This is a genomic window from Erwinia psychrophila, from assembly GCF_039023475.1.
Classification (GTDB): domain Bacteria; phylum Pseudomonadota; class Gammaproteobacteria; order Enterobacterales; family Enterobacteriaceae; genus Erwinia.
Genome location: NZ_JBCHVB010000007.1, coordinates 151400 through 170959 on the forward strand (window position 1 = coordinate 151400; position 19560 = coordinate 170959).

Here is a 19560-nt window from a genome sequence, read left to right on the forward strand (position 1 = left end):
TCGTCGCCTGTTGGTCCGGACCTGCCGTCCGGGCCAGTTAAAAATCGAACCAATTGCCGCTTGCACAAGACCGCCAAAAGAATAAAAATACAGTTTTAGCGAATAATAATTCATAGAGGTTTGCCGTGAAGGAACGGAGTACCGAGCTGGTTCAGGGGTTTCGTCATACCGTCCCCTATATCAATGCCCACCGTGGTAAGACCTTTGTCATCATGCTGGGAGGGGAAGCCATAGAGCATGAGAACTTCTCCAGTATCGTCAATGATATTGGCCTGTTGCACAGTCTTGGCATCCGGCTGGTGGTTGTCTATGGCGCCAGACCGCAGATTGATGCCAGTCTCGCCACGCAGCAGCTGGAACCGCTTTACCATAAGTATACCCGCGTGACGGATGCGCCGGCGCTTGAGCTGGTGAAGCAGGCGGCGGGCCGGCTGCAGCTGGATATTACCGCCCGCCTCTCTATGAGCCTGAACAATACGCCGTTACAGGGCGCGCATATTAATGTCGTCAGCGGCAACTTTATTATCGCCCAGCCGCTGGGCGTGGATGACGGCGTGGACTACTGCCACAGCGGACGCATCCGCCGCATTGATGAAGAGGCTATTCATCGCCAGCTCGACAGCGGCGCGATTGTGCTGCTGGGTCCGGTTGCGGTCTCCGTGACCGGCGAAAGCTTCAACCTCACTTCAGAAGAAGTTGCCACGCAGCTGGCGATTAAACTGAAAGCGGAGAAAATGATCGGCTTCTGTTCAGAGCAGGGCGTCAATGACAGCGAAGGGAAGGTCATTTCTGAACTCTTTCCGGACGAAGCGCAGAAGCGTATTGAGGAGCTGGAGAATGAAGATGATTACCTCTCCGGCACGGTACGCTTCCTGCGCGGCGCCGTTAAGGCGTGCCGTAGCGGCGTACGCCGCAGCCATCTGATTAGCTACCAGGAGGATGGCGCACTGTTGCAGGAGCTGTTTTCACGTGATGGTATCGGTACGCAGATCGTCATGGAAAGCGCCGAGAAAATTCGCCGCGCCAACATCAATGATATCGGCGGCATCCTTGAGCTGATCCGCCCGCTGGAGCAGCAGGGGATTCTGGTACGCCGCTCCCGCGAGCAGCTGGAGATGGAAATTGATAAATTCACCATTATCGAGCGGGACAATCTGACCATCGGCTGTGCGGCCCTTTATCCCTTCCCCGAAGAGGAGATTGGAGAGATGGCCTGCGTGGCCGTGCACCCCGATTACCGCAGCTCGGCACGCGGAGAGGAGCTGCTGGAGCGGGTCGCGCTGCAGGCCCGCCAGATGGGCCTGAAAAAGCTGTTTGTGCTGACAACCCGCAGCATCCACTGGTTTCAGGAGCGCGGCTTTATGCCGGTGGATATTGAGCTGCTGCCGGAAAGCAAAAAGGAGATGTATAACTATCAGCGTCGCTCCAAAGTGCTGATGGCGGACCTCCGCCACGCCCGGCAGGTTTAGCCGCCGCCTGCCCCGATCCGCCGGGGCGGCCGCCCGCACCGTTTTATCCCGCTCCGCCGGCGCCGGCGCGCCGCTTTAGCCTGCTGCGACGGCGCCCTCGCCCAGCCGCTCAACCAGCCCGCTTCGCCTGCTGGTGCGCATTTTCACCGCGCTGTGGAAGACGCCGCGATCCGCGTAGAGTGAAAGACGCTGCTTCGCGCGGGTAATCGCGGTGTAGACCAGTTCCCGCGTCAGCACCGGAGTGAACTGGTTCGGGAGTACCAGCAGCGTATGCTCAAATTCCGACCCCTGTGATTTATGCACCGTCATGGCAAACGCCGTGTCGTGCGGCGGCAACCGGCTGGGCTGAACGGCCTTAATGGTGCCGTCGGGCCGGGGGAAAAAGACCTTCAGTGACGCTTCCTCGTCACGCATCGCAATCCCGATATCGCCGTTAAAAAGCCCCAGCGAGCTGTCGTTACGGGCAATCATCACTGGCCGTCCGGCATACCATTTTCCCGCCGGGCCCGGCGCGCGATGCAGCAGCCTTTTCTGATGAAGGGCAGCCTCGATGCGCTCGTTCAGGCCCGTCACGCCAAAAGGCCCCTCGCGCAGCGCGCAGAGCAGCTGAAAACGGCCAAAGGCTTCAATTACCGCCTGCGGCTCTGTGCCACGGGCGATCAGCTGCAGATAAGCGCCATATCCTTCCACGCAGGCGTCAAGCAGCTGCTGATATTCCGGGCCGCTGCTCAGCGGAAAGCGGGCGATGTCGGTAAAATCCGCGCTAAACACTTTCTCTGCCTGGCGGGTATCACCCGCGTTCACGGAGAGCGCCAGCTGCCCGATGCCCGAAGAGGCGTCAAAGCGGTAGCTCTTACGCAGCAGACAGAGGCTGTCGCGCACCTCCGGCGCATGCTCTCCTTCCCCTGCCATCACCTCGCAGCCGGTAAGACGCGCCAGTTCCGCTGCACGGATGCTGCTGTATCCCGCCTCCGCGCAGCGGCAGATATCGCCCAGTATCGCCCCCGCCTCAACCGACGCCAGCTGGTCGCGGTCGCCCAGAAAAATGACTTTTGCCTGCTGCGGCAGCGCAGCAATCAGATTCGCCATCATCGGCAAATCAACCATTGAGGCTTCGTCCACCACCAGCAAATCCAGATGGAGCGGATTGCCCGCGTGATAACGTAGCCGCTGGCTGCCCGGCACCGCCCCGAGCAGGCGGTGCAGCGTGGTGGCCTCGGCAGGAAAGCGTCGTTTCTCTTCCTCGCTGACCTCAATACGCTGTAGCGCTTTCCCGAGAGACTCGGTCAGGCGGGCGGCCGCTTTCCCGGTAGGCGCTGCCAGCCGGATACGAAAGTTACCGTCCGAGAGTTCAAGCAGCGAGGCCAGCAGTTTGGCAACGGTAGTGGTTTTTCCGGTGCCGGGGCCGCCGGAGATAATGGAGATCTGCCGGGTAATCGCCACCGCGGCCGCAATTTTCTGCCAGTTGTCCGGCTCCAGGCCGAAGTGCCTGTCCAGCGCGGCCCGCAGTTTCTGCTCGGCAAAGGGGATCTGCGCGGCTTCACGGCGGATAAACTGGGCGACCAGGCCCTCCGACTGCCACATCCGGTGCAGATAAAGGCGCTGCTGATGCAGCACCAGCGGCGTGGCCGTGGTGCCGTCGCCCACCGCCTCTTCCGCGACCAGCAGTTTCTCCCACACCGGTTCACCCGCCGCCTGCCAGAGCTGTCGCGCCAGCTCCGGCTGCCGTCCGCCAAACAGCATCTGTTCGGTAAAACCCGCCAGCGGCAGACAAACGTGCCCTTCTCCCGCTTCGGCGCTGACGCAGGCCGCTGCCAGCATCAGCCAGGGGCGCTCTTCCGTCGCGACCATCAGGGCAAACTGCACGTCCAGCGAGCGCAGCAGGTTTTGCTGACATGCGGTCATCAGCAGCTGTGAGATATTACTCATACTTCCTCCCCGGACTGGCCGGCAAACAGGGCGTCCAGTGCGTTAACAAAAGCCACTTCTGGCCGCGTGCGGTAAAGTCCGTTGTCGCTGGACGTCCCGTCCACCCCGCGCAAAAAGAGATAAATAACGCCACCGAAATGCTGCTCATAATCATAATCCGCCAGGCGGTGACGCAGATAACGGTGCAGCGCCAGCGTATACAACTGATACTGCAAGTCGTAGCGGTGTGCCTGCATCGCCAGCGCCATCGCCTCTGGCGTATAGGCTTCCCCCGCCTCGCCGAGCCAGTTCGACTTGTAATCGAGCAGGTAATATTTATCCTGCCAGCAGAAAACCAGATCGATAAAGCCCTTCAGCATCCCCTGCACCTGATGAAAATTGAGCGGCGGGCAGCCCGCTGAAAGCGGATCGTAACGGCGGATCAGCCGGTCGAGCCGCTCCGCGTTCAGCATCTGCGCGATGGGTAAGTAAAATTGCAGCTCAACCTGCCGCTTATCGGGGCTCAGCTGGCTGAGGGTGACGCCGGTCTCATTCAGCGGCGTTTGCAGTACGCGAGTCAGCCACTGCGTCATAACCGGCAGCCACGCCTCACCATGCCCCTGAGCGGCCAGCTGTTCGGCCAGCCAGCTCTCGTCGAGCGGTCGGGTGAAATCGATGTTCTCGAATAGCCCGTGCAGAAAAGTGCCGGGTGAAGCGCCGCGTGGGAAGGTATGCGGCGTCAGCAGCGCCGCCTGCTGCGCCCGGGCCTCACCCGCAGCGTCAACGTCCAGCCGGGGCAGCAGCTCAAAAGTGGCGGAATGACCGTGCTGCTGAAGGCCGGAATAGCTGGTCACGCGCCATTCATCTCGCAGCTGCCGGGCCATATGCTGACTGCTCAGCGCCAGAGAGGGCGAAGGCTCTGGCTGCCAGGGATGCGCTTCTGGGGCTTCAGGAAGGATGAGCGCCATGGTCTCATTCTGCATCGCCGACAGCTGCTCACGCAGCGCGGAGGCGTCAGCGGCCTCCCCTTGCTGTATCAGGTAGCCGATCGCACTTTTATGCAGATCGCTGTTACCCTCTTTTTTACGGTTCCCTTTGACCAGCGGCGCAATGCCCAGGCTACAGTGCCAGACGGACCGGGTGAGCGCGACGTAGAGCAGGCGCAGATCCTCCGCCAGCCTCTCCTGCTCAGCCAGCGCAACACTTTCCTCGTCATCCCGCAAATCGAGCAGCGTCTGAAAGCTTTCCCTGTCATGATAAATGCCCTGGCCCGCTTCACGATAATTCGCAATAAACGGCAGCCAGACCAGCGGATACTGTAACCCTTTCGATTTATGGATGGTGACAATCTGCACCAGATGCCGGTCGCTTTCCAGGCGGAGCTGCTGGCTGGCGGACTGTCCGTTGGGCTGGGCGATCTGCTGGGCGAGCCAGCGCACCAGCGCATATTCGCTGTCTGTCTGGGCGGAGGCCTCCTGCAACAGCTCCCCCAGATGCAGTAAATCCGTTAACCGGCGTTCGCCGTTCTCCGAGGCCAGCAGGTTTTCCGCAATCTGCCGGGCGATCATCAGCTCGCGCAGCATGGGCAGTACGCCCCGCTTCAGCCAGCGCTGCCGGTAGCGGTCAAACTCATCGACGAGCGCATCCCAGGCGCGCTCGTTCTGACTCAGCGCGTCCAGCGTCAGGGCATCCAGCCCAAAGATACTGGTCGCGAGCGCGCTTCGCAGTATACGCTCCTGTTCCGGCGCCAGTACGGCCTGCAGCAGCCAGAGCATTTCCCGCGCTTCCTGGGTGGCGAAAACGCTGTCGCGGTTGGAAAGATAGACGGAGGGGATATTCAGCCCGTTAAGGGCCTCCCGGATCACGGCGGCCTCACCACGGCTGCGCACCAGCACGGTGATATCCGAAGCTTCAACCGGCCGTTGCCGATCGCCTTTACCGAGGAGGGCCGTTCCCTGCTGTCCGGCGGTGAGCCAGCGGCAGATATCGCTGGCGCACTGGCGGGCCATAAACTGCTGATAATCACTGACGCCCACCCCCTCGCCGGGCTGCAGAAACAGCGAAAGCGCGGGCTGTTCCTGTCCCTCTATGGTAAAGCTCAGCGAGGCGTTAGGCCCGGCGGAGTGGATGTCAATAAAGGGGATCTGGCTGAACAGGAAGGGATTTTCCAGCCGTGAGAACAGCTGATTCACGCTGCTCACCATCGCTGGCGATGAACGCCAGTTGGTATCAAGCGTATAGTGGGCGCTAACTTCACTCCGCGCTTTCATATAGGTAAAAATATCCGCGCCGCGAAACGCATAAATCGCCTGCTTTGGATCGCCGATCAGCAGCAGGGCCGCCTCAGGCTGCTGATGATAGAGCGTGCGGAAGATGCGGTACTGCTGCGGGTCGGTATCCTGAAATTCATCGATCAGCGCGACCGGATAGCGGGTGCGTATCGCCAGCGCCAGCGCGTCGCCCCCCGGCTGCTGCAGCGCTGCATCCAGCCGTCCCAGCAGGTCGTCAAAGCCCAGCAGCGCATTGAGGCGCTTCTCTTTTTGCGTCGCTTGCCGGATTTCGCTCAGGGCGCGGGCAATCACCAAATCGCGCAGCGACAGCGGCTCGGCCAGAAAACGGTCGATATCGCCAAACAGCGCATGGTGGGGCGGTTCCCCTTTTTTGGTTTTTTCCAGCAGCACCGCCTGCCCGAAGCGCTCCAGCTCCTTCGGAAACGTATAATCTTCCGTCGGTGCGGCGGCCCACTGGCTGATTTTCTCCAGCCAGTTAGGTAAGTGCTTACTACTGTAACTACGCTTATCCACGCCGGAGGCTGCGATCAGATCGTGCAGGTTTCCCGCGGCAAGCCATGCGGCCTTCAGCGCGTCAAGACGGGCTAACAGTTTTTCATGCCGCGCCTCAAAGCTCTCATTCAGATCGGGCGGGTACTTGAGCGCGGGCGCCTCGCCGTTCAGCCAGGGGGAGAGTGTGGCAAGGAGCTGCTCCGGCCCCTGCCACATCTGTGTCATAACGCGCGCCAGGGGCAGGGATAGCGGATAGCAGTGTCGCCGCCAGAAATCGGCTGCGGCCTGGCGGCGAAGCGGAAATTCATCCTCAATCAGCGTCTGCTCGAAAAGCATGCCCGACTCAAACGCGTTGAGGTTCAGCATTCGCTGACAGAAGCCGTGGATGGTAAAAATCCCGGCGTCGTCCATCTGACGCTCGGCGGCCAGCAGCCTCGCCGCCGCCTGGGGAAGATCCTCTATCTGCGCCAGAAGCTGAGCGAGCACTGGATCGGTGGCGTGCCCGCGCACGCAGGCGATCCGCAATTCATGAATATTGGCCCGGATGCGCCCGCGCAGCTCTGCCGTCGCCGCCTCGGTAAAGGTCACCACCAGGATCTCTTCAACCGACAGCGGCCGGTGATAAGCAGCCTCTTCCCCAAGGCCCAGCAGCAGCCGCAGATAGAGTAATCCGATGGTGAATGTTTTGCCCGTTCCCGCCGAGGCTTCAATCAGCCTCTCTCCCCGCAAAGGAAGCGTTAGCGGGTCCAGGCGCTCAACAACCTGCTTCATGACTTATCGCTTTTTACCGGAAATGACTGTTGTAACTTTGAGACTTCCTGCCAGGTGGTGAAACCCTCAGGCGTCGCGTAATCCGCCTTGCCGTGCTGACTGCCTGAAATTTGCGACAGCAGAGTCAGCCCCTGTGGCGCAATGACCGCGTTATGGAAAAAGGTTGCCAGCGCGTCGGGCGTCAGCGCCTGAATCTGGGCAATCACCTTCTCCCGCGTGTCGAAGCGGTAATTCCCCCGGTCGAAATCCTTATTAAAGCGGCCAGCCTCTTCATCGAGCGTCTGAGGCCGCTGCTTAAGTTCGTTGACCATCGCCGCCTGATACTGGGCAAAATCCTCTTTGCTCATCTCACGCAGCCGTTTTTCCGCCGCCGGATAGAATGCCCGGAAGCGGCTCAGCAGGTAAGCAGGCTGCTTCACGTTGCTTTGCAGCAGGAAACCGATCCCCCACTGGCGGCCAACCGGCATCTGGAAGGAGAAAACCGCATAGCCTAACTGCTCTTCGGTGCGCAGCTGGTTATAGAACCAGGGCTGAATAATCTGGCTCAGCATCGCGCTATTGGCCATGCTTTCATGCTCCTCATAGCCCAGCGGAACGTACAGGGCGGCCAGCGCGGAATCGGTACTGCTTCCCTCCTGCTCAAGGTTAGCGGCGCGCTTATTATTTACGGCGATATAGCGGCTTCGCCATCCGCTTTGACCTTCGCAGCTGAGCTGCTTTTTCAGCGCCTCTGCCAGAGTTGTGGTCTCCTGCGCCGTCATATTGCCGACAACCATCAGCTCAGGCAGGGACTTCTCCAGCAGCATTTTGCGGTAGGCGTTAAGCTCGTTCAGGGTAAGGCCAGCCACCAGGCTCCGCCGCTCGCTGCGCTGGGTATAAGGCAGCTGCGACAGCATCTGGGCCGGCTGGATCGCCAGCTCAAACGCTTTGCCCTTCTCTGCCGCATCCAGTCGCTCCAGATACCAGGATTTGGCCTGCTCCAGCTGCTGCTGGGTTGGCTGATAGGTGGCATACTGCTTCAGCAGCGCCTTCATCAACTCAGGTAAATGCTGCGTAAAGCCGCTGGCATTGAAGGTTACCCCATCATCCCCGCTGGTGGAGAAGCTGATACCACCAACCGATGCCTGAGAGCTCAGCTCATCCAGCGCCAGACCGGCCAGATAGTCATTGAGCGCAAAGAGCACCTGATGCTTCGCCGTGCTCATCGCCGCTTCGTTGCGCAGCGCAAGCGTGATCGTCGCTTTTGGCTCGCTGGTATAATAGCGGCTCGGCATATAGAAAACCCGCAGGCCCGGCCGATCCACCAGCTGCTGGGGATGCTTATACTCTTTCTCCGGCTTAATGAGCGAGAAGTCATCCGGGATCCAGGGGTTGAGTACCGGCAGCGAAAGATCGATTTTTTCACTTTCCGCACGCCAGGCGGCGAAGCGTTGCGGGGGTATAGTCTCCACCTGGTAAGGTGCCTCAACAAAGTAGGCCACTTTATTATGCGGTTCACTGGGGCTGATAAACCAGATGCGGGCCGCTTCGGGCGTCATCCCGTCGAGACGAGCTTTGATCGCCGCCGGATCGTAGCGGTCAGCAATATATGACGCATCCAGCGTATGTTCGACCGGGACGCGCAGCATGGTGTCCACCAGCCATTCGATGTAGTCCATATCACGGGTGATGGACGGATAGCGGAAATCCAGGTTCAGCACATGGGCCACTTCATCAAAGTAGCGTTTATCGATGCCCTCGTTACGCAGTTTGTTCAGATAGCTGAACACGGCAGCGATCACCCGATCGCGGTTGGCCTGGCCTTTATCCGTCAGCGACAGGGAGATGGAGAACACCCCGCCGTTGCGGTCAATAACCGGATCGGCGCCCGCCGTAACCGAATCGGCGAGCCCGTTATTCTGCAACCAGTCAGCAAGCGTGTTTTTGCTGCGGTTGCCGATCAGATAGGCGATGAGCGTATCGGTTTTACTGCGGAACTTATCGCTGTTGTTTTCAATGCGGAATTCAATTTTCAGCTGCTTGCGCGGCTGGGCAGGCACGTAATGAATGATGATGCCTTTCTGTTTATCCGTCGCCACCGGCACGGTGATAGCCGGCACCGTCGCATGGCGGTTTTCCACACGGCCAAAGGTGCTGACGGCAATTTTTTGCAGCTCTTCCATAGGTTTGCTGCTGTAGATCACCGCTTTCATCAGGTTTGCCGAATAGTAGCGATGGTAGAACGCCTTCAGCGCATCGTGCAGCTTGCTGTCAGGTTTATCCTTCAGGGTTTCCAGATTGCCGCCGGCAAAAAGCGAGCTTGGGTGCGCCGGATTAAGCGTTTCCGCGCCAACCTGCGACATACGCAGGCCGTCACGGGAGCGCGCCATGGTCAGCTCGGCATTAACCGCATGCCGCTCACGGTCGGCATTAACCGGGTCCAGCAGCGGCTCGGCGATGGCATCCGCCAGGCGATCTGCCGCCGGCTGGAGCGCCGCGTTCTCCACCTCCAGATAGAAAGCGGTACGGTAAGAGGCGGTGCTGGCGTTGTGGCTGCCGCCATGTTTTTTCAGAAACTCTGCAAGGTTATCCGGCTCGGGATACCGTTTCGACCCCATCAGCACCATGTGCTCAAGGTAGTGCGCCAGGCCCTGCTGGTTGCGGGGGTTTTCCAGCGAGCCTACCGGCAGCGTCAGCGCGGCGAGCGACTTTGTCGCCAGCGGATCCGACACCAGCAGCACCGTCATGCCGTTATCAAGTTTGATCGCCTGATAGTGACGGGGATCTTTTTCACTTTTACGGATGGTTTCAGGAATGGGCTGCCAGCCTTGCTGCGCCTGACTTAACGGGCTCCATAGGGAAAACAGCAGAAAAAGCGAGGTGAACCAGACTGCATAACGACGCATTCAAACTCCTTGACGATCTTATGTTCTCTTCTTTATGCGTTTAAGACCGCCATAAAGAAGAGATAAAAGCCCTGCAAAATGCCCTTCCGGCTGTGCACAAAGGCAGACATAAATCAGCACTAAAAATGGTTATAAAATAACACTACAGGATGAGATACCCCTTGTCTCTAACGTTACATCAGCGAGTTCCCCTACGCTGGCTGACGGCTCAGTCGTTGCCGGAAGATTTATCATTCATCTGTAGCAGCGGCAGCAGCCAGGCTTCAGCGCTACGGCTAATCTCCTGCATCTGCTCCTCGTCCAGCGTTCTGAAAAGCCGCGCCAGGTAGGGATCGCTGCCCTCCCCCTCAATCTGATAATTGCCCTGCCAGGCCAGCAACATTTTTATCCGCGCCTTCGCCTGGGAGCTTTCATCACGCAGCAGCACGCCATTTTTTTCGTCATAGCTGGCATCAAGCCAGGCACCACCCGTTTTTGGCAGCAGCAGCAGCGGCGCACTCATCCCCTGCAGATAGCCGGAGACGTAATGCTCAAGCCAGCCCTGGGCCCGATCCGTGGTGAGCGCAGGAAAACGCCACTGGCTCTCTTTGCGGCCATACATTCTGCTGGTACCGCCGCCTCCCAGCGTGCAGTAAACCAGATGCTCCAGCCATAACGCCAGTCCGTCGGTGTAGTTGAGATGCCCGGGCCGCCAGCGGAGCAGGCCATCTTCCTGAACCTGCGGCAGCCAGCCCGTCAGCTGAATCCCGCCGACGGAGAAATTGATTTCCCGGCTGGCAGAATCTCTTCGCTGTTCACGCACCCGGTCGGCCAGCCCGGTCATTTCATCAAGCTGCTCCTGCCAGAAGAGCTCGCCGTAGGCGCCATAGGGCAGATTGCCGGCGGCGCGCTGGCGCGCATAAAGCGGTTCGCTCGGCTCCCCCTCAATCAGCGTGTTCAGCAACAGCGTATTGACCTGGTAACGGCTGAGGTTATCCAGCGTGAAAGGTTCTGCATCGGGTAACTCCGTCTCCTCAAGCCGGAAGCTGACGCCCAGGCGCTGGCTGAAGAAGGCGCGAACCGGATGCCGCCAGAAGCGCACGAGCTGGTCGAGGTTAAGCTCTTCGATCGCCAGCGGAGGCAGCGGCTGCATAAAAGGCGGATGCGCCACGCCGCTCGCTTTGGCAGCAGGTAGCCATTCAGCGGCATAGCTTTGATATTCAGCCTCCGATGTGAAGTTCTCTGCCGCAAACGGCATCCGGCTGTGGAGATGCTTCAGGTGGGCTGCCACCGCTCTGGCGCTGCTGTCCACGTCACGATCCCGATCTTGCGGCAGGCAGAAACTCTGGCTGATGTATTCCACCAGTTCACTGACCAGTACCGAGGGAAAACGTTCCGAATTGTCCTGAATTGTCCGGCCAATGTAGCTGATATAGAGCTGCTGCTGCGCAGAATTCAGCGCTTCAAGGAAGAGATAACGATCGTCGTCGCGGCGGCTTCGGTCCCCTTTTTTCGGCTGCTGGCTCATCAGGTCAAAGCCCAGCGGCGGCAGCGTACGCGGATAGACACCATCGTTCATGCCGAGCAGGCAGACTACTTTAAATGGAATGGACCGCATCGGCATCAGCGTACAGAAGTTAATGGGCCCGGCTAAAAAGCGCTGGCTGATCCGCTCCTGATCCAGCCGGGAAGCGAGCTCATCGCGCAGCAGCGACAGCGGAACCGCCTGCTGGTAACCTGCCTGAATCCCATAGTTAATGGCCTGCTGCCACTGCTCTTCTATCAGCGCCAGCGCCACCTCGGTGTCGGCATCGCCAGCAAAGAAATCCTGAAGCAGCTCGCGGCAGAGCGGCAGCCACGCCTCCAGCGAACGGGCGAGAGAAAGCTGTTCACGCCAGCGGCGCATCTGCATCAGCAGTTCGGCCAGATTCCCCGCCAGCTCCGCGATCAGCCCGCTGGATTCGTCGTAGGGCAGAACGCCCTGCCAGTCGCCGGCGTCGCTGTTCATCGCATAGCCCAGCAGCATCCGGGTCAGGCCGAAATGCCAGGTATGCTGCCCGGTCGGCGGCAGATCCAGATTGCGTACGGTCTCATCATCCAGTCCCCAGCGGATGCCCGCTTCGCCCACCCAGTAGCGCAGACGCTTGAGCCCCTCTTCATCAATCATAAAGCGCTCAGCCACCGCCGGTACTTCCAGCAGCGCCAGCACCTCTTCACAGGGAAAGCGGCTGTCCGGCAGGCTCAGTAGCGCGAGAAAGGCCTGAAGCGCCGGGTGGGCCTGGCTGGCACGGCGATCGGAAATGGCAAAGGGGAGATAGCGTTCGCCCGGCGCATTGCCGAAGACGGCCTGAATAAACGGCGTATAGGCGTCAATATCCGCCACCATTACGATAATATCGCGGGGAGAGATCCCGGGATCGTTCTCCATGATCTTCAGCAGGCGATCCTGCAACACCTCTACCTCGCGCTGGGGACTGTGGCAAAGGTGCAGGCTGACCGATCTGTCTTCGGGATCCAGTACGCGTTTATGCCTGCTGCTCTGCCACTCTTCCGCCCTGAGCCCGATCACGGCGTTATCTTCCAGCTCAAGCAGATCGCGCTGAAGATTTTGCAGCAGCGTGACCGGCTCGATATCGACAAAGGCATCGATTTCCCGGCTTTCCATCTGCGCCAGTAAAAAGAGGTTGTCCCGGCCCAGCTTACCCCACGAGGCGAGGAGCGGATTGCTGAGTTCCTGCTCGCCCGCGTCGTTAAAGAGGCTGGCGGCGTCATCCTGCCGAAACAGGCCGCTTTCCCGTTTATGCTCAAAATGCTGCCGTCTGCGGTTCTGCAGCTTCGCCAGAAACGCATAATCCTGAATATCACCCCAGTAGTGGCGGCACGGATTGGTGAACAGCAGATGGATATCAATGTGCCGGCCCAGCGCCTGAAGCGCCTGGAGATAGACCGGAGGCAGCGCCGAAATGCCGCAGATGAAAACGCGGTCCGGCAGGCCCGGCGGGCGCCCGGTGCTGTTCTCCAGCGTCGAGATAAAGCGGGCGTAAAGATTGGCGCGGTGCCACTCCGGCTGCCCCAGCTCGTGAGTATACGCCACCAGCGCGGCCCAGAGCGGCGCCTGCCACAGCTGTGCCTCGCCCAGCCCGTCGATGCTGTGCCCTTTTTCCCACGCGTTCAGCCACGCCGGGCGGTAGACCAGGTACTGGTCATAAAGATCGGCCACGCGGGACGCCAGCTGGAAGAGTTTGCGGCTGTCGCCATCGTCGGTCAGGTAGTGCTGTAGCATGGCGAATTCGGGATGCGTGAGCATCTCTGGCAGAATCGCCATCAGCTTCCAGCTCATGCTGGCTTTGTTGAAGGCGCTTTCTTTCGGAATATCGGGCAGCACGCGAACGAACATGTCCCAGATAAAGCTCGCCGGCAGCGGAAAGTCGATATTGGCGGCAATGCCGAACTGCGCAGCCAGAGACATCTGTAACCATTGCGCCATGCCGGGGCTTTGCACCAGCACGACTTCCGACTGGAACGGATCGCGCAGTGGCTGGTTTTCAATTTGCCAGGCCGCCAGCGTTTTCAGCAAATCCAGCTGGTTTGAATGGTATACCGTAAACATGTCTGCTCCTTCTTCTGGCGTAATGCCGGACTCGCGCACACTTTACTCTCTCTCACCCTCGTTGCAAAACGGCGAACACTCACTTTACCGCGCCGCAGGCGCACAGCGTAGCAGCGTCAGGATGGCGCTTCGCCCCGCCGGCCCGGTTGCCTGAGAGGAGAGCAGCTTACAGCCGGCGGGCCCGGACTCCTCGCGCAGCGTGCCGCGCCAGCCGGATGACAGCTCGCCTTCAAAACGCTGCCAGGCCTGACGCCAGGCTTCCCGCTGCTCTGCCTGAAGCTGAAAGCCCTTTCCCAGCGCCAGCTGATACTGCATCATCGCCGTCGCGCCGGTGGCAAACAGCAGCAATGCCACCAGGGCTTCGGGCAGGCTGAATCCCTTCTGTTTATTCATCTCTGTTGCACCTTTCCGGCGGCGTAAGGGGGCAAAAATCAATCCAGCCGTGAGGCGCAGGCACCAGCCTTTCCGCTTTATCCTCTGCTTCCAGCCACTGATAGTGGGTCAGCGTCCCGGCACCGCTATCCCCGCTCAGGAGAGAACGCTGCGCCGTTACGCTGCTTATGCAGGCTCGCCAGCCATAGTGCAGGTTAGTTTTGCACTGCCAGTCCTCCTCCTGCCGGGACCAGACTTGCCGCCTGCCCCAGGCGAGCGCGGACTCCGCCTGGCTGTACTGCCGGATAAACTGCCGCTCGTCGGCAACCAGCCTCAGCGAGGCGTCAAGCTGCCGCCGTGTAGCGTTCAGAAGCGCCGCCGACATCGCCAGCAGCAGCAGCACGCCGATCAGCGCCCCGCCGCCCTGATAGTGGAAGTTCACAGGTTCACCGCCGTTACCCGGCGCGTAAGTGTGACGGGAGAGGAAGTAAAGGCGCGGGCAGTTCCTGTCAGAACCAGACGGAACTGATTCGCTTGCTGCACGATCTGAAAACCCCCGATGACGATTGTCGCCGGATCGTTAAGCTTCTCCCAGCCCCCTCCCTGGCAATTATCCACGCCTCGCTGCGTTTCAAGATTCCCTTCGCGCAGGCGAAAGCCATATTTTTCACTTTCCGTGGCACCGGCACCTTCCCATTTGCCGTTACTGTTATCATCCCAGCTGACCAGCAGGCAGGTTTCCACCGTGCTGCGCAGCGTGAGTGCCGTTCCTTCACAGGCGCCATTGCAGTAACCGGCCCGTCGTACCGCTTTTTCCAGTATGCTCATGATCTGCTGCATCTCTTCATGAAGTTGAAATCGCATCAGGTTGCGGAGATTGTGCTGCTGTATCTGCGGCAGCATCCGCGCCGTACCAAGGAGCAGAATGCTGCCGATCGCCATAGCGACAAGCATTTCCACCAGGCTGAATCCAGCCTGTCTCACTGGCAAAGCGCTTTTTCAGGCTGGCAAATCCGTACCCTTCCCCGGGAAGAGATAAGAATATGCCGCTCACCCACCTGCCCGGCAATAATGACACGGCCCGGTTTCGCCACGCTGCGACGACCATAAAATCCGGTCTCCGGCGTCAGCGACAGTAGCTGAATACCGCCGCCCGGTCCGCGAAAGGCGAGCCGGTTTTTCGGATCGCAAACCTGAGCGACCGGCCCGCTGCCCAGGCAGCCCGCGCCACCGGGCAGTAGCCAGAGCAGGCGCGGCACGTTGTGCCAGTTTGCCTCACTCCGGAGCCGCATCAGGAACAGCTGAACCTGACGGGCAGTGTCATTCAGCCGCTGCTGCTGCTGCCAGCGCTGCCAGCCGCTCACGGCAGAGGCCGACAGAATGCCGGCAATCACCATCACGATAAGAACCTCCCCCAGCGTAAAACCCTGCATCTTTTTCATCACTGCACTCTCCCGCATTGCCCGGATAGCGTCCATTGGTGAAAACGAGCGCTGCGCACACTCTTCAGATAAAACGGATGCGCTGAGCGGATTGGGCAAAAATTTTGCGGACTGATACGCAAAAAGCAGTGAGGGATTGGCGCGGACAAGAGCTGTTTTCAGCGACCGGAGAGGGAAAACGGGCGGGAAGCAAATGTGAGTCGCGGGCAATGAGTCGCGGCAAAAATACAGAAAAGCGGGAGCGGAATATTTCCGCTCCCGGTAAGGATCAGATAGCCACCGGCGCTTTGATGGGCGGATGCGGATCGTAACCTTCAATGTCGAAATCATCAAAACGATAGTCAAACAGCGAAGCGGGTTTGCGCTTGATGACCAGCTTCGGCAGCGGACGGGGTTCACGCGTCAGCTGAAGGTTAGTCTGTTCGAGGTGGTTGCTGTAGAGATGCGTATCACCGCCGGTCCAGACAAAATCGCCTACTTCCAGGTCGCACTGCTGCGCCATCATATGGACCAGTAACGCGTAGCTGGCAATATTAAACGGCAGGCCGAGGAACACGTCGCACGAGCGCTGATAGAGCTGGCAGGAAAGCTTTCCCTGCGCCACATAGAACTGGAAGAAGGCGTGACAGGGCGCCAGCGCCATTTGATCAAGTTCGCCCACGTTCCAGGCGGAAACGATAATCCGGCGCGAATCCGGATCGGTTTTCAGCTGCTGGATCACCTTTGCCAGCTGGTCGATCTGCTGCCCGTCCGGTGCCCCCCAGCTGCGCCACTGCTTGCCGTAGACCGGGCCGAGATCGCCGTTTTCGTCGGCCCACTCGTCCCAGATCGTCACTTTATTTTCTTTCAGGTAGGCGGTGTTGGTATCACCATTCAAAAACCACAGCAGCTCATGAATAATCGAGCGAAGGTGGCATTTTTTGGTGGTGACCAGCGGGAAGCCTTCCTGCAAATTGAAACGCATCTGATGGCCAAAAATCGACAGCGTACCCGTTCCGGTACGGTCATTTTTCGGCGTGCCCTCGTGGAGCACTTTCTGCATTAGTTCCAGATACTGTTTCATTTTTCCTCACGTAGTTGCTGCACGGAACGGCGGCGATAAGCCCAAATCATCATAATGATGCCCGCGATAATCATCGGCGTCGAAAGAATTTGTCCCATGCTGATAAAGTTGTCGAACAGGCCCAGCTGCGCGTCCGGCTGACGGAAATATTCGACGATAAAGCGAAAAACGCCATAGCCGATCAGGAATAAACCTGAAACCGCGCCCATCGGACGATTTTTGCGGATAAAGATATTCAGAATAATAAACAGCACGATCCCTTCCAGCAGCAGTTCATAGAGCTGGGACGGGTGGCGCGGCAGCACGCCATAGGTCGCGAGCAGCGACTGCCATTCAGGATGGGTAGCCACCAGTGCGACGTCTTCGCTGCGCGAGCTTGGGAAGAGCATCGCCCAGGATACATCGGGCGCCACACGGCCCCAAAGTTCACCGTTGATAAAATTGCCGAGACGCCCTGCACCCAGCCCGAACGGGATCAGCGGCGCAATAAAATCAGCTACCTGGAAGAAGTGGCGTTTGGTTCGCCGTGCAAACCACAGCATGACGCAGATCACACCAATCAGGCCGCCGTGGAACGACATGCCGCCATCCCAGACCTTAAACAGATAGAGCGGGTTATCCAGAAACAGCGGGAAGTTATAGAAAAGCACGTAGCCGATACGGCCACCGAGGAAAACGCCGAGGAAGCCCGCATAAAGCAGGTTCTCAACTTCGTCTTTTTTCCAGCCGCTGCCCGGTTTATTGGCGCGGCGTACGGCAAGCCACATGGCAAAAAGGAAACCGACCAGATACATCAGGCCGTACCAGTGCAGAGCGATCGGCCCGATGGAAAAAATCACCGGATCAAACTGAGGAAAAGCCAGATAGCCGTTAGTCATCTTTCACCCTTTATTACGTCTCTCCTGACTTGCAGGCGACAAGGAGTTAGCCAGTGCGCGCAGGGCGCTGCATTAAGCCGCGCATGATAGCACAGCAGGAATTAGGGTAGTTTGCCGGAACTGTAAACTTTATTAAGAGGCTTAGCGGCCGCCGCGGATCAGGCCGCCGAGCCCGCGCTGCTCCATAAAGAGCGCCACCCGTTGCCGGACTTCCACGGCCAGTTCAGCCTCAAGGCTCTGCTCCGCCAGCTTTTGCGCTGCTTCATAATCGAGGTGATTGAGCAGATACTTCACTCTCGCCACGTTACGTCCGTTCATGCTGAGATGATGGAAGCCCAGGCCAATAAGCAGCGGCACGCACATCGGGTCGCCCGCCATTTCGCCGCAGAGGCAGAGCTCAACGCCTGCCCGCTCCGCTTCCTGCGCAATCATTTGCAGCGCGCGCAGCACCGAAGGATGCAGGCTGTCATAGAGGCTGGCCACCCGCGTGTTGTTGCGATCGACCGCGAGCAGATACTGGGTCAGATCGTTGGTGCCGACGGAGATAAAATCGACCCGCTGCGCCAGATGGCCCATCATAAAGATCATCGACGGCACTTCGATCATCACGCCGATGCGCGGTCTGGGTATGGCATATCCCAGCATCTCCTCAACCTCAAGCGCGGCGCGATCGATCAGCCGTTTAGCTTCATCGATCTCCTCAATCCCGGTGATCATCGGCAGCAGAATGCTGAGGTTATTACTGGCAACGTTGGCGCGAAGCATCGCCCTGAGCTGAACCATAAATATCTCTGGCTGATCCAGCGTCAGGCGGATTCCGCGCCAGCCAAGGCAGGGGTTCTCTTCACTGATGGGCATATAGGGAAGCTGCTTATCGGCGCCGATATCCAGCGTGCGCAGCGTGACCGGCTTATCCAGAAACAGCTGTAGCATCCCCTGATACTGGGCGACCTGCTCCTCTTCTGAAGGGAAGCCGTTCTGCAACATGAAGGGAATTTCCGTGCGGTAAAGCCCGACCCCATCCACTCGGCTTCCCAGCGTTTTTTCATGTTCCGCGCTAAGACCGGCGTTAAGCATCACCTTCACTGGCTGGCCGCTGCTCAGCCGCGCCGGACGATCCACCACGTCTTCAGCCAGCTTGCTCAGCTCATTCTCTTCGCTGATCAGCCGCTGATATTCCTGCACCAGAACGGGCTCAGGGTCGACCAGCAGCTCGCCGCGGTAGCCGTCAACGATCAGCAGATGGCCGTTCAGCAGTTCGGGCTGAATGTCCGCGCCCATGACGGTGGGGATGCCCATCGCCCTGACCATAATAGCCGCATGGGAGTTAGAGGCACCGTCTCTGACCACCACACCGGCGAGGCGATCGTGCGGCAGCTCGGCCAGCGTCGTGGCCGTCAGCTCATCCGCCACCAGCACGAAGCGTTCCGGCCAGGTGTTGGTGCCCTGGATGGTGTCATCAAGGTGGAAAACCAGCCGCTGCCCCAGCACGCGCAAATCACCCGCGCGTTCGCGCAGATAGCTGTCCTGCAGGCTGGCAAACTGGGCGGCAAATTTCTCAATGACTTTCTTCACCGCCCACTCGGCTACCGATCCGGCGTCAATCTCCGCGTAGAGATCTTTTTTCAGCCGGGCGTCGCTGAGAAGGTGTGAATAGAGGTCAAAGATCGCCGCGCTCTCTTTATGCACGCTGGCGGTGAAGCGCTTGCTGTAGCGGCGAAACTCGCTGGAGGCTTCATCCATCGCCAGCGAGAGGCGTTCACGTTCGCGGTGGGTATCCAGCGTGGAAGCGGCAAAAATATTATCGAGCGAAGGCTGGGTGATATCTACCCAGCCGGGCGCCACCGCCACGCCGGGGGCTGCGGCAATCGCCCTGACGCGCGTTTGCCGGTATTGCCCGAACAGCGCGTTGAGCTGCGACTGGGAGAGAATAGCCGCCATCTGGGTGGCGAGCGTGACCAGGAAAGATTCTTCACTTTCATCAAACTGCCGGTGCTCGCGCTGCTGCACGACCAGCACGCCAAGCAGCTGGCGACGGCTGATGATCGGCACGCCGAGAAACGAGCGGAAACGCTCTTCTTTCACGGAGGGAATATATTTGAAGCTGGGATGACTCTGCGCATCCGCCAGGTTGATCGGCTCGGCCAGCCGTCCCACCAGCCCGACGATCCCTTCGTCAAAGGCCAGCGCAACGGTGCGTCCACGCGGCTTTTTCAGCCCGCGTGTCGCCATCAGGTAATAGCAGCGGCGATCGTGATCGGCAAGGTAGACCGAACAGACTTCGGTATCCATCGCAAGGCAAATTTCATTCACCAGGATATCGAGCGCTTCGGTAAGCCGGGGGGCGCCGGCCACTTTCTCAACTATTTCGCGCAGCTGTGTCAGCATCATCTATATGGC

At 59.3% G+C, this 19560-nt stretch carries 12 protein-coding genes; 1 reads left to right on the plus strand and 11 read right to left on the minus strand.

Annotated features, from left to right (window positions below; all coding sequences use genetic code 11):
- The first annotated feature begins 125 nt into the window (after positions 1 to 125).
- Entirely contained in the window at positions 126 to 1469 is a 1344-nt protein-coding gene (argA, locus tag AAH446_RS16540) for an amino-acid N-acetyltransferase (RefSeq protein WP_342907770.1), read from the plus strand.
- Positions 1470 to 1544: 75 nt separating this feature from the next.
- Here argA and recD read toward each other — a convergent pair whose 3' ends face one another.
- From recD to ptsP, 11 genes are all read right to left on the minus strand, one after another.
- Positions 1545 to 3398, minus strand: coding sequence for an exodeoxyribonuclease V subunit alpha (gene recD / locus AAH446_RS16545; RefSeq protein WP_342907771.1), 1854 nt, complete (start codon positions 3396 to 3398; stop codon positions 1545 to 1547).
- Positions 3395 to 6931: an exodeoxyribonuclease V subunit beta gene (recB, locus tag AAH446_RS16550; RefSeq protein ID WP_342907772.1), complete on the minus strand. Its 3537-nt coding sequence runs from the start codon at positions 6929 to 6931 to the stop codon at positions 3395 to 3397. Before recB ends, recD begins: the two co-directional genes overlap by 4 nt.
- Positions 6928 to 9816: a pitrilysin gene (gene ptrA / locus AAH446_RS16555; RefSeq protein ID WP_342907773.1), complete on the minus strand. Its 2889-nt coding sequence runs from the start codon at positions 9814 to 9816 to the stop codon at positions 6928 to 6930. The genes recB and ptrA overlap by 4 nt, the downstream gene beginning before the upstream one ends.
- Before the next feature lie 208 nt (positions 9817 to 10024).
- Positions 10025 to 13405 carry an exodeoxyribonuclease V subunit gamma gene (gene recC, locus AAH446_RS16560; RefSeq protein ID WP_342907774.1) on the minus strand — a complete coding sequence of 1127 codons (3381 nt, stop codon included), beginning with the start codon at positions 13403 to 13405 and terminating at the stop codon, positions 10025 to 10027.
- Between the two features lie 84 nt (positions 13406 to 13489).
- The gene (locus AAH446_RS16565; protein WP_342907775.1) at positions 13490 to 13798 is read right to left on the minus strand and encodes a prepilin-type N-terminal cleavage/methylation domain-containing protein; all 309 of its coding nucleotides are present in this window, start codon (positions 13796 to 13798) and stop codon (positions 13490 to 13492) included.
- The gene (locus tag AAH446_RS16570) at positions 13791 to 14219 is read right to left on the minus strand and encodes a DUF2509 family protein (RefSeq protein ID WP_342907776.1); all 429 of its coding nucleotides are present in this window, start codon (positions 14217 to 14219) and stop codon (positions 13791 to 13793) included. The genes AAH446_RS16565 and AAH446_RS16570 overlap by 8 nt, the downstream gene beginning before the upstream one ends.
- Positions 14216 to 14767: a prepilin peptidase-dependent protein gene (locus AAH446_RS16575; RefSeq protein ID WP_342907777.1), complete on the minus strand. Its 552-nt coding sequence runs from the start codon at positions 14765 to 14767 to the stop codon at positions 14216 to 14218. The genes AAH446_RS16570 and AAH446_RS16575 overlap by 4 nt, the downstream gene beginning before the upstream one ends.
- Positions 14758 to 15219, minus strand: a complete 462-nt coding sequence (locus AAH446_RS16580) for a prepilin-type N-terminal cleavage/methylation domain-containing protein (protein WP_342907778.1) — start codon at positions 15217 to 15219, stop codon at positions 14758 to 14760. The genes AAH446_RS16575 and AAH446_RS16580 overlap by 10 nt, the downstream gene beginning before the upstream one ends.
- A 268-nt stretch (positions 15220 to 15487) precedes the next feature.
- Entirely contained in the window at positions 15488 to 16282 is a 795-nt protein-coding gene (thyA, locus tag AAH446_RS16585) for a thymidylate synthase (protein ID WP_342907779.1), read from the minus strand.
- A complete protein-coding gene (gene lgt / locus AAH446_RS16590; RefSeq protein WP_342907780.1) occupies positions 16279 to 17160 on the minus strand; it encodes a prolipoprotein diacylglyceryl transferase in 882 nt (293 codons plus the stop codon). Before lgt ends, thyA begins: the two co-directional genes overlap by 4 nt.
- 141 nt (positions 17161 to 17301) lie before the next feature.
- Positions 17302 to 19548, minus strand: coding sequence for a phosphoenolpyruvate--protein phosphotransferase (ptsP, locus tag AAH446_RS16595; protein WP_342907830.1), 2247 nt, complete (start codon positions 19546 to 19548; stop codon positions 17302 to 17304).
- Positions 19549 to 19560: the final 12 nt, after the last annotated feature.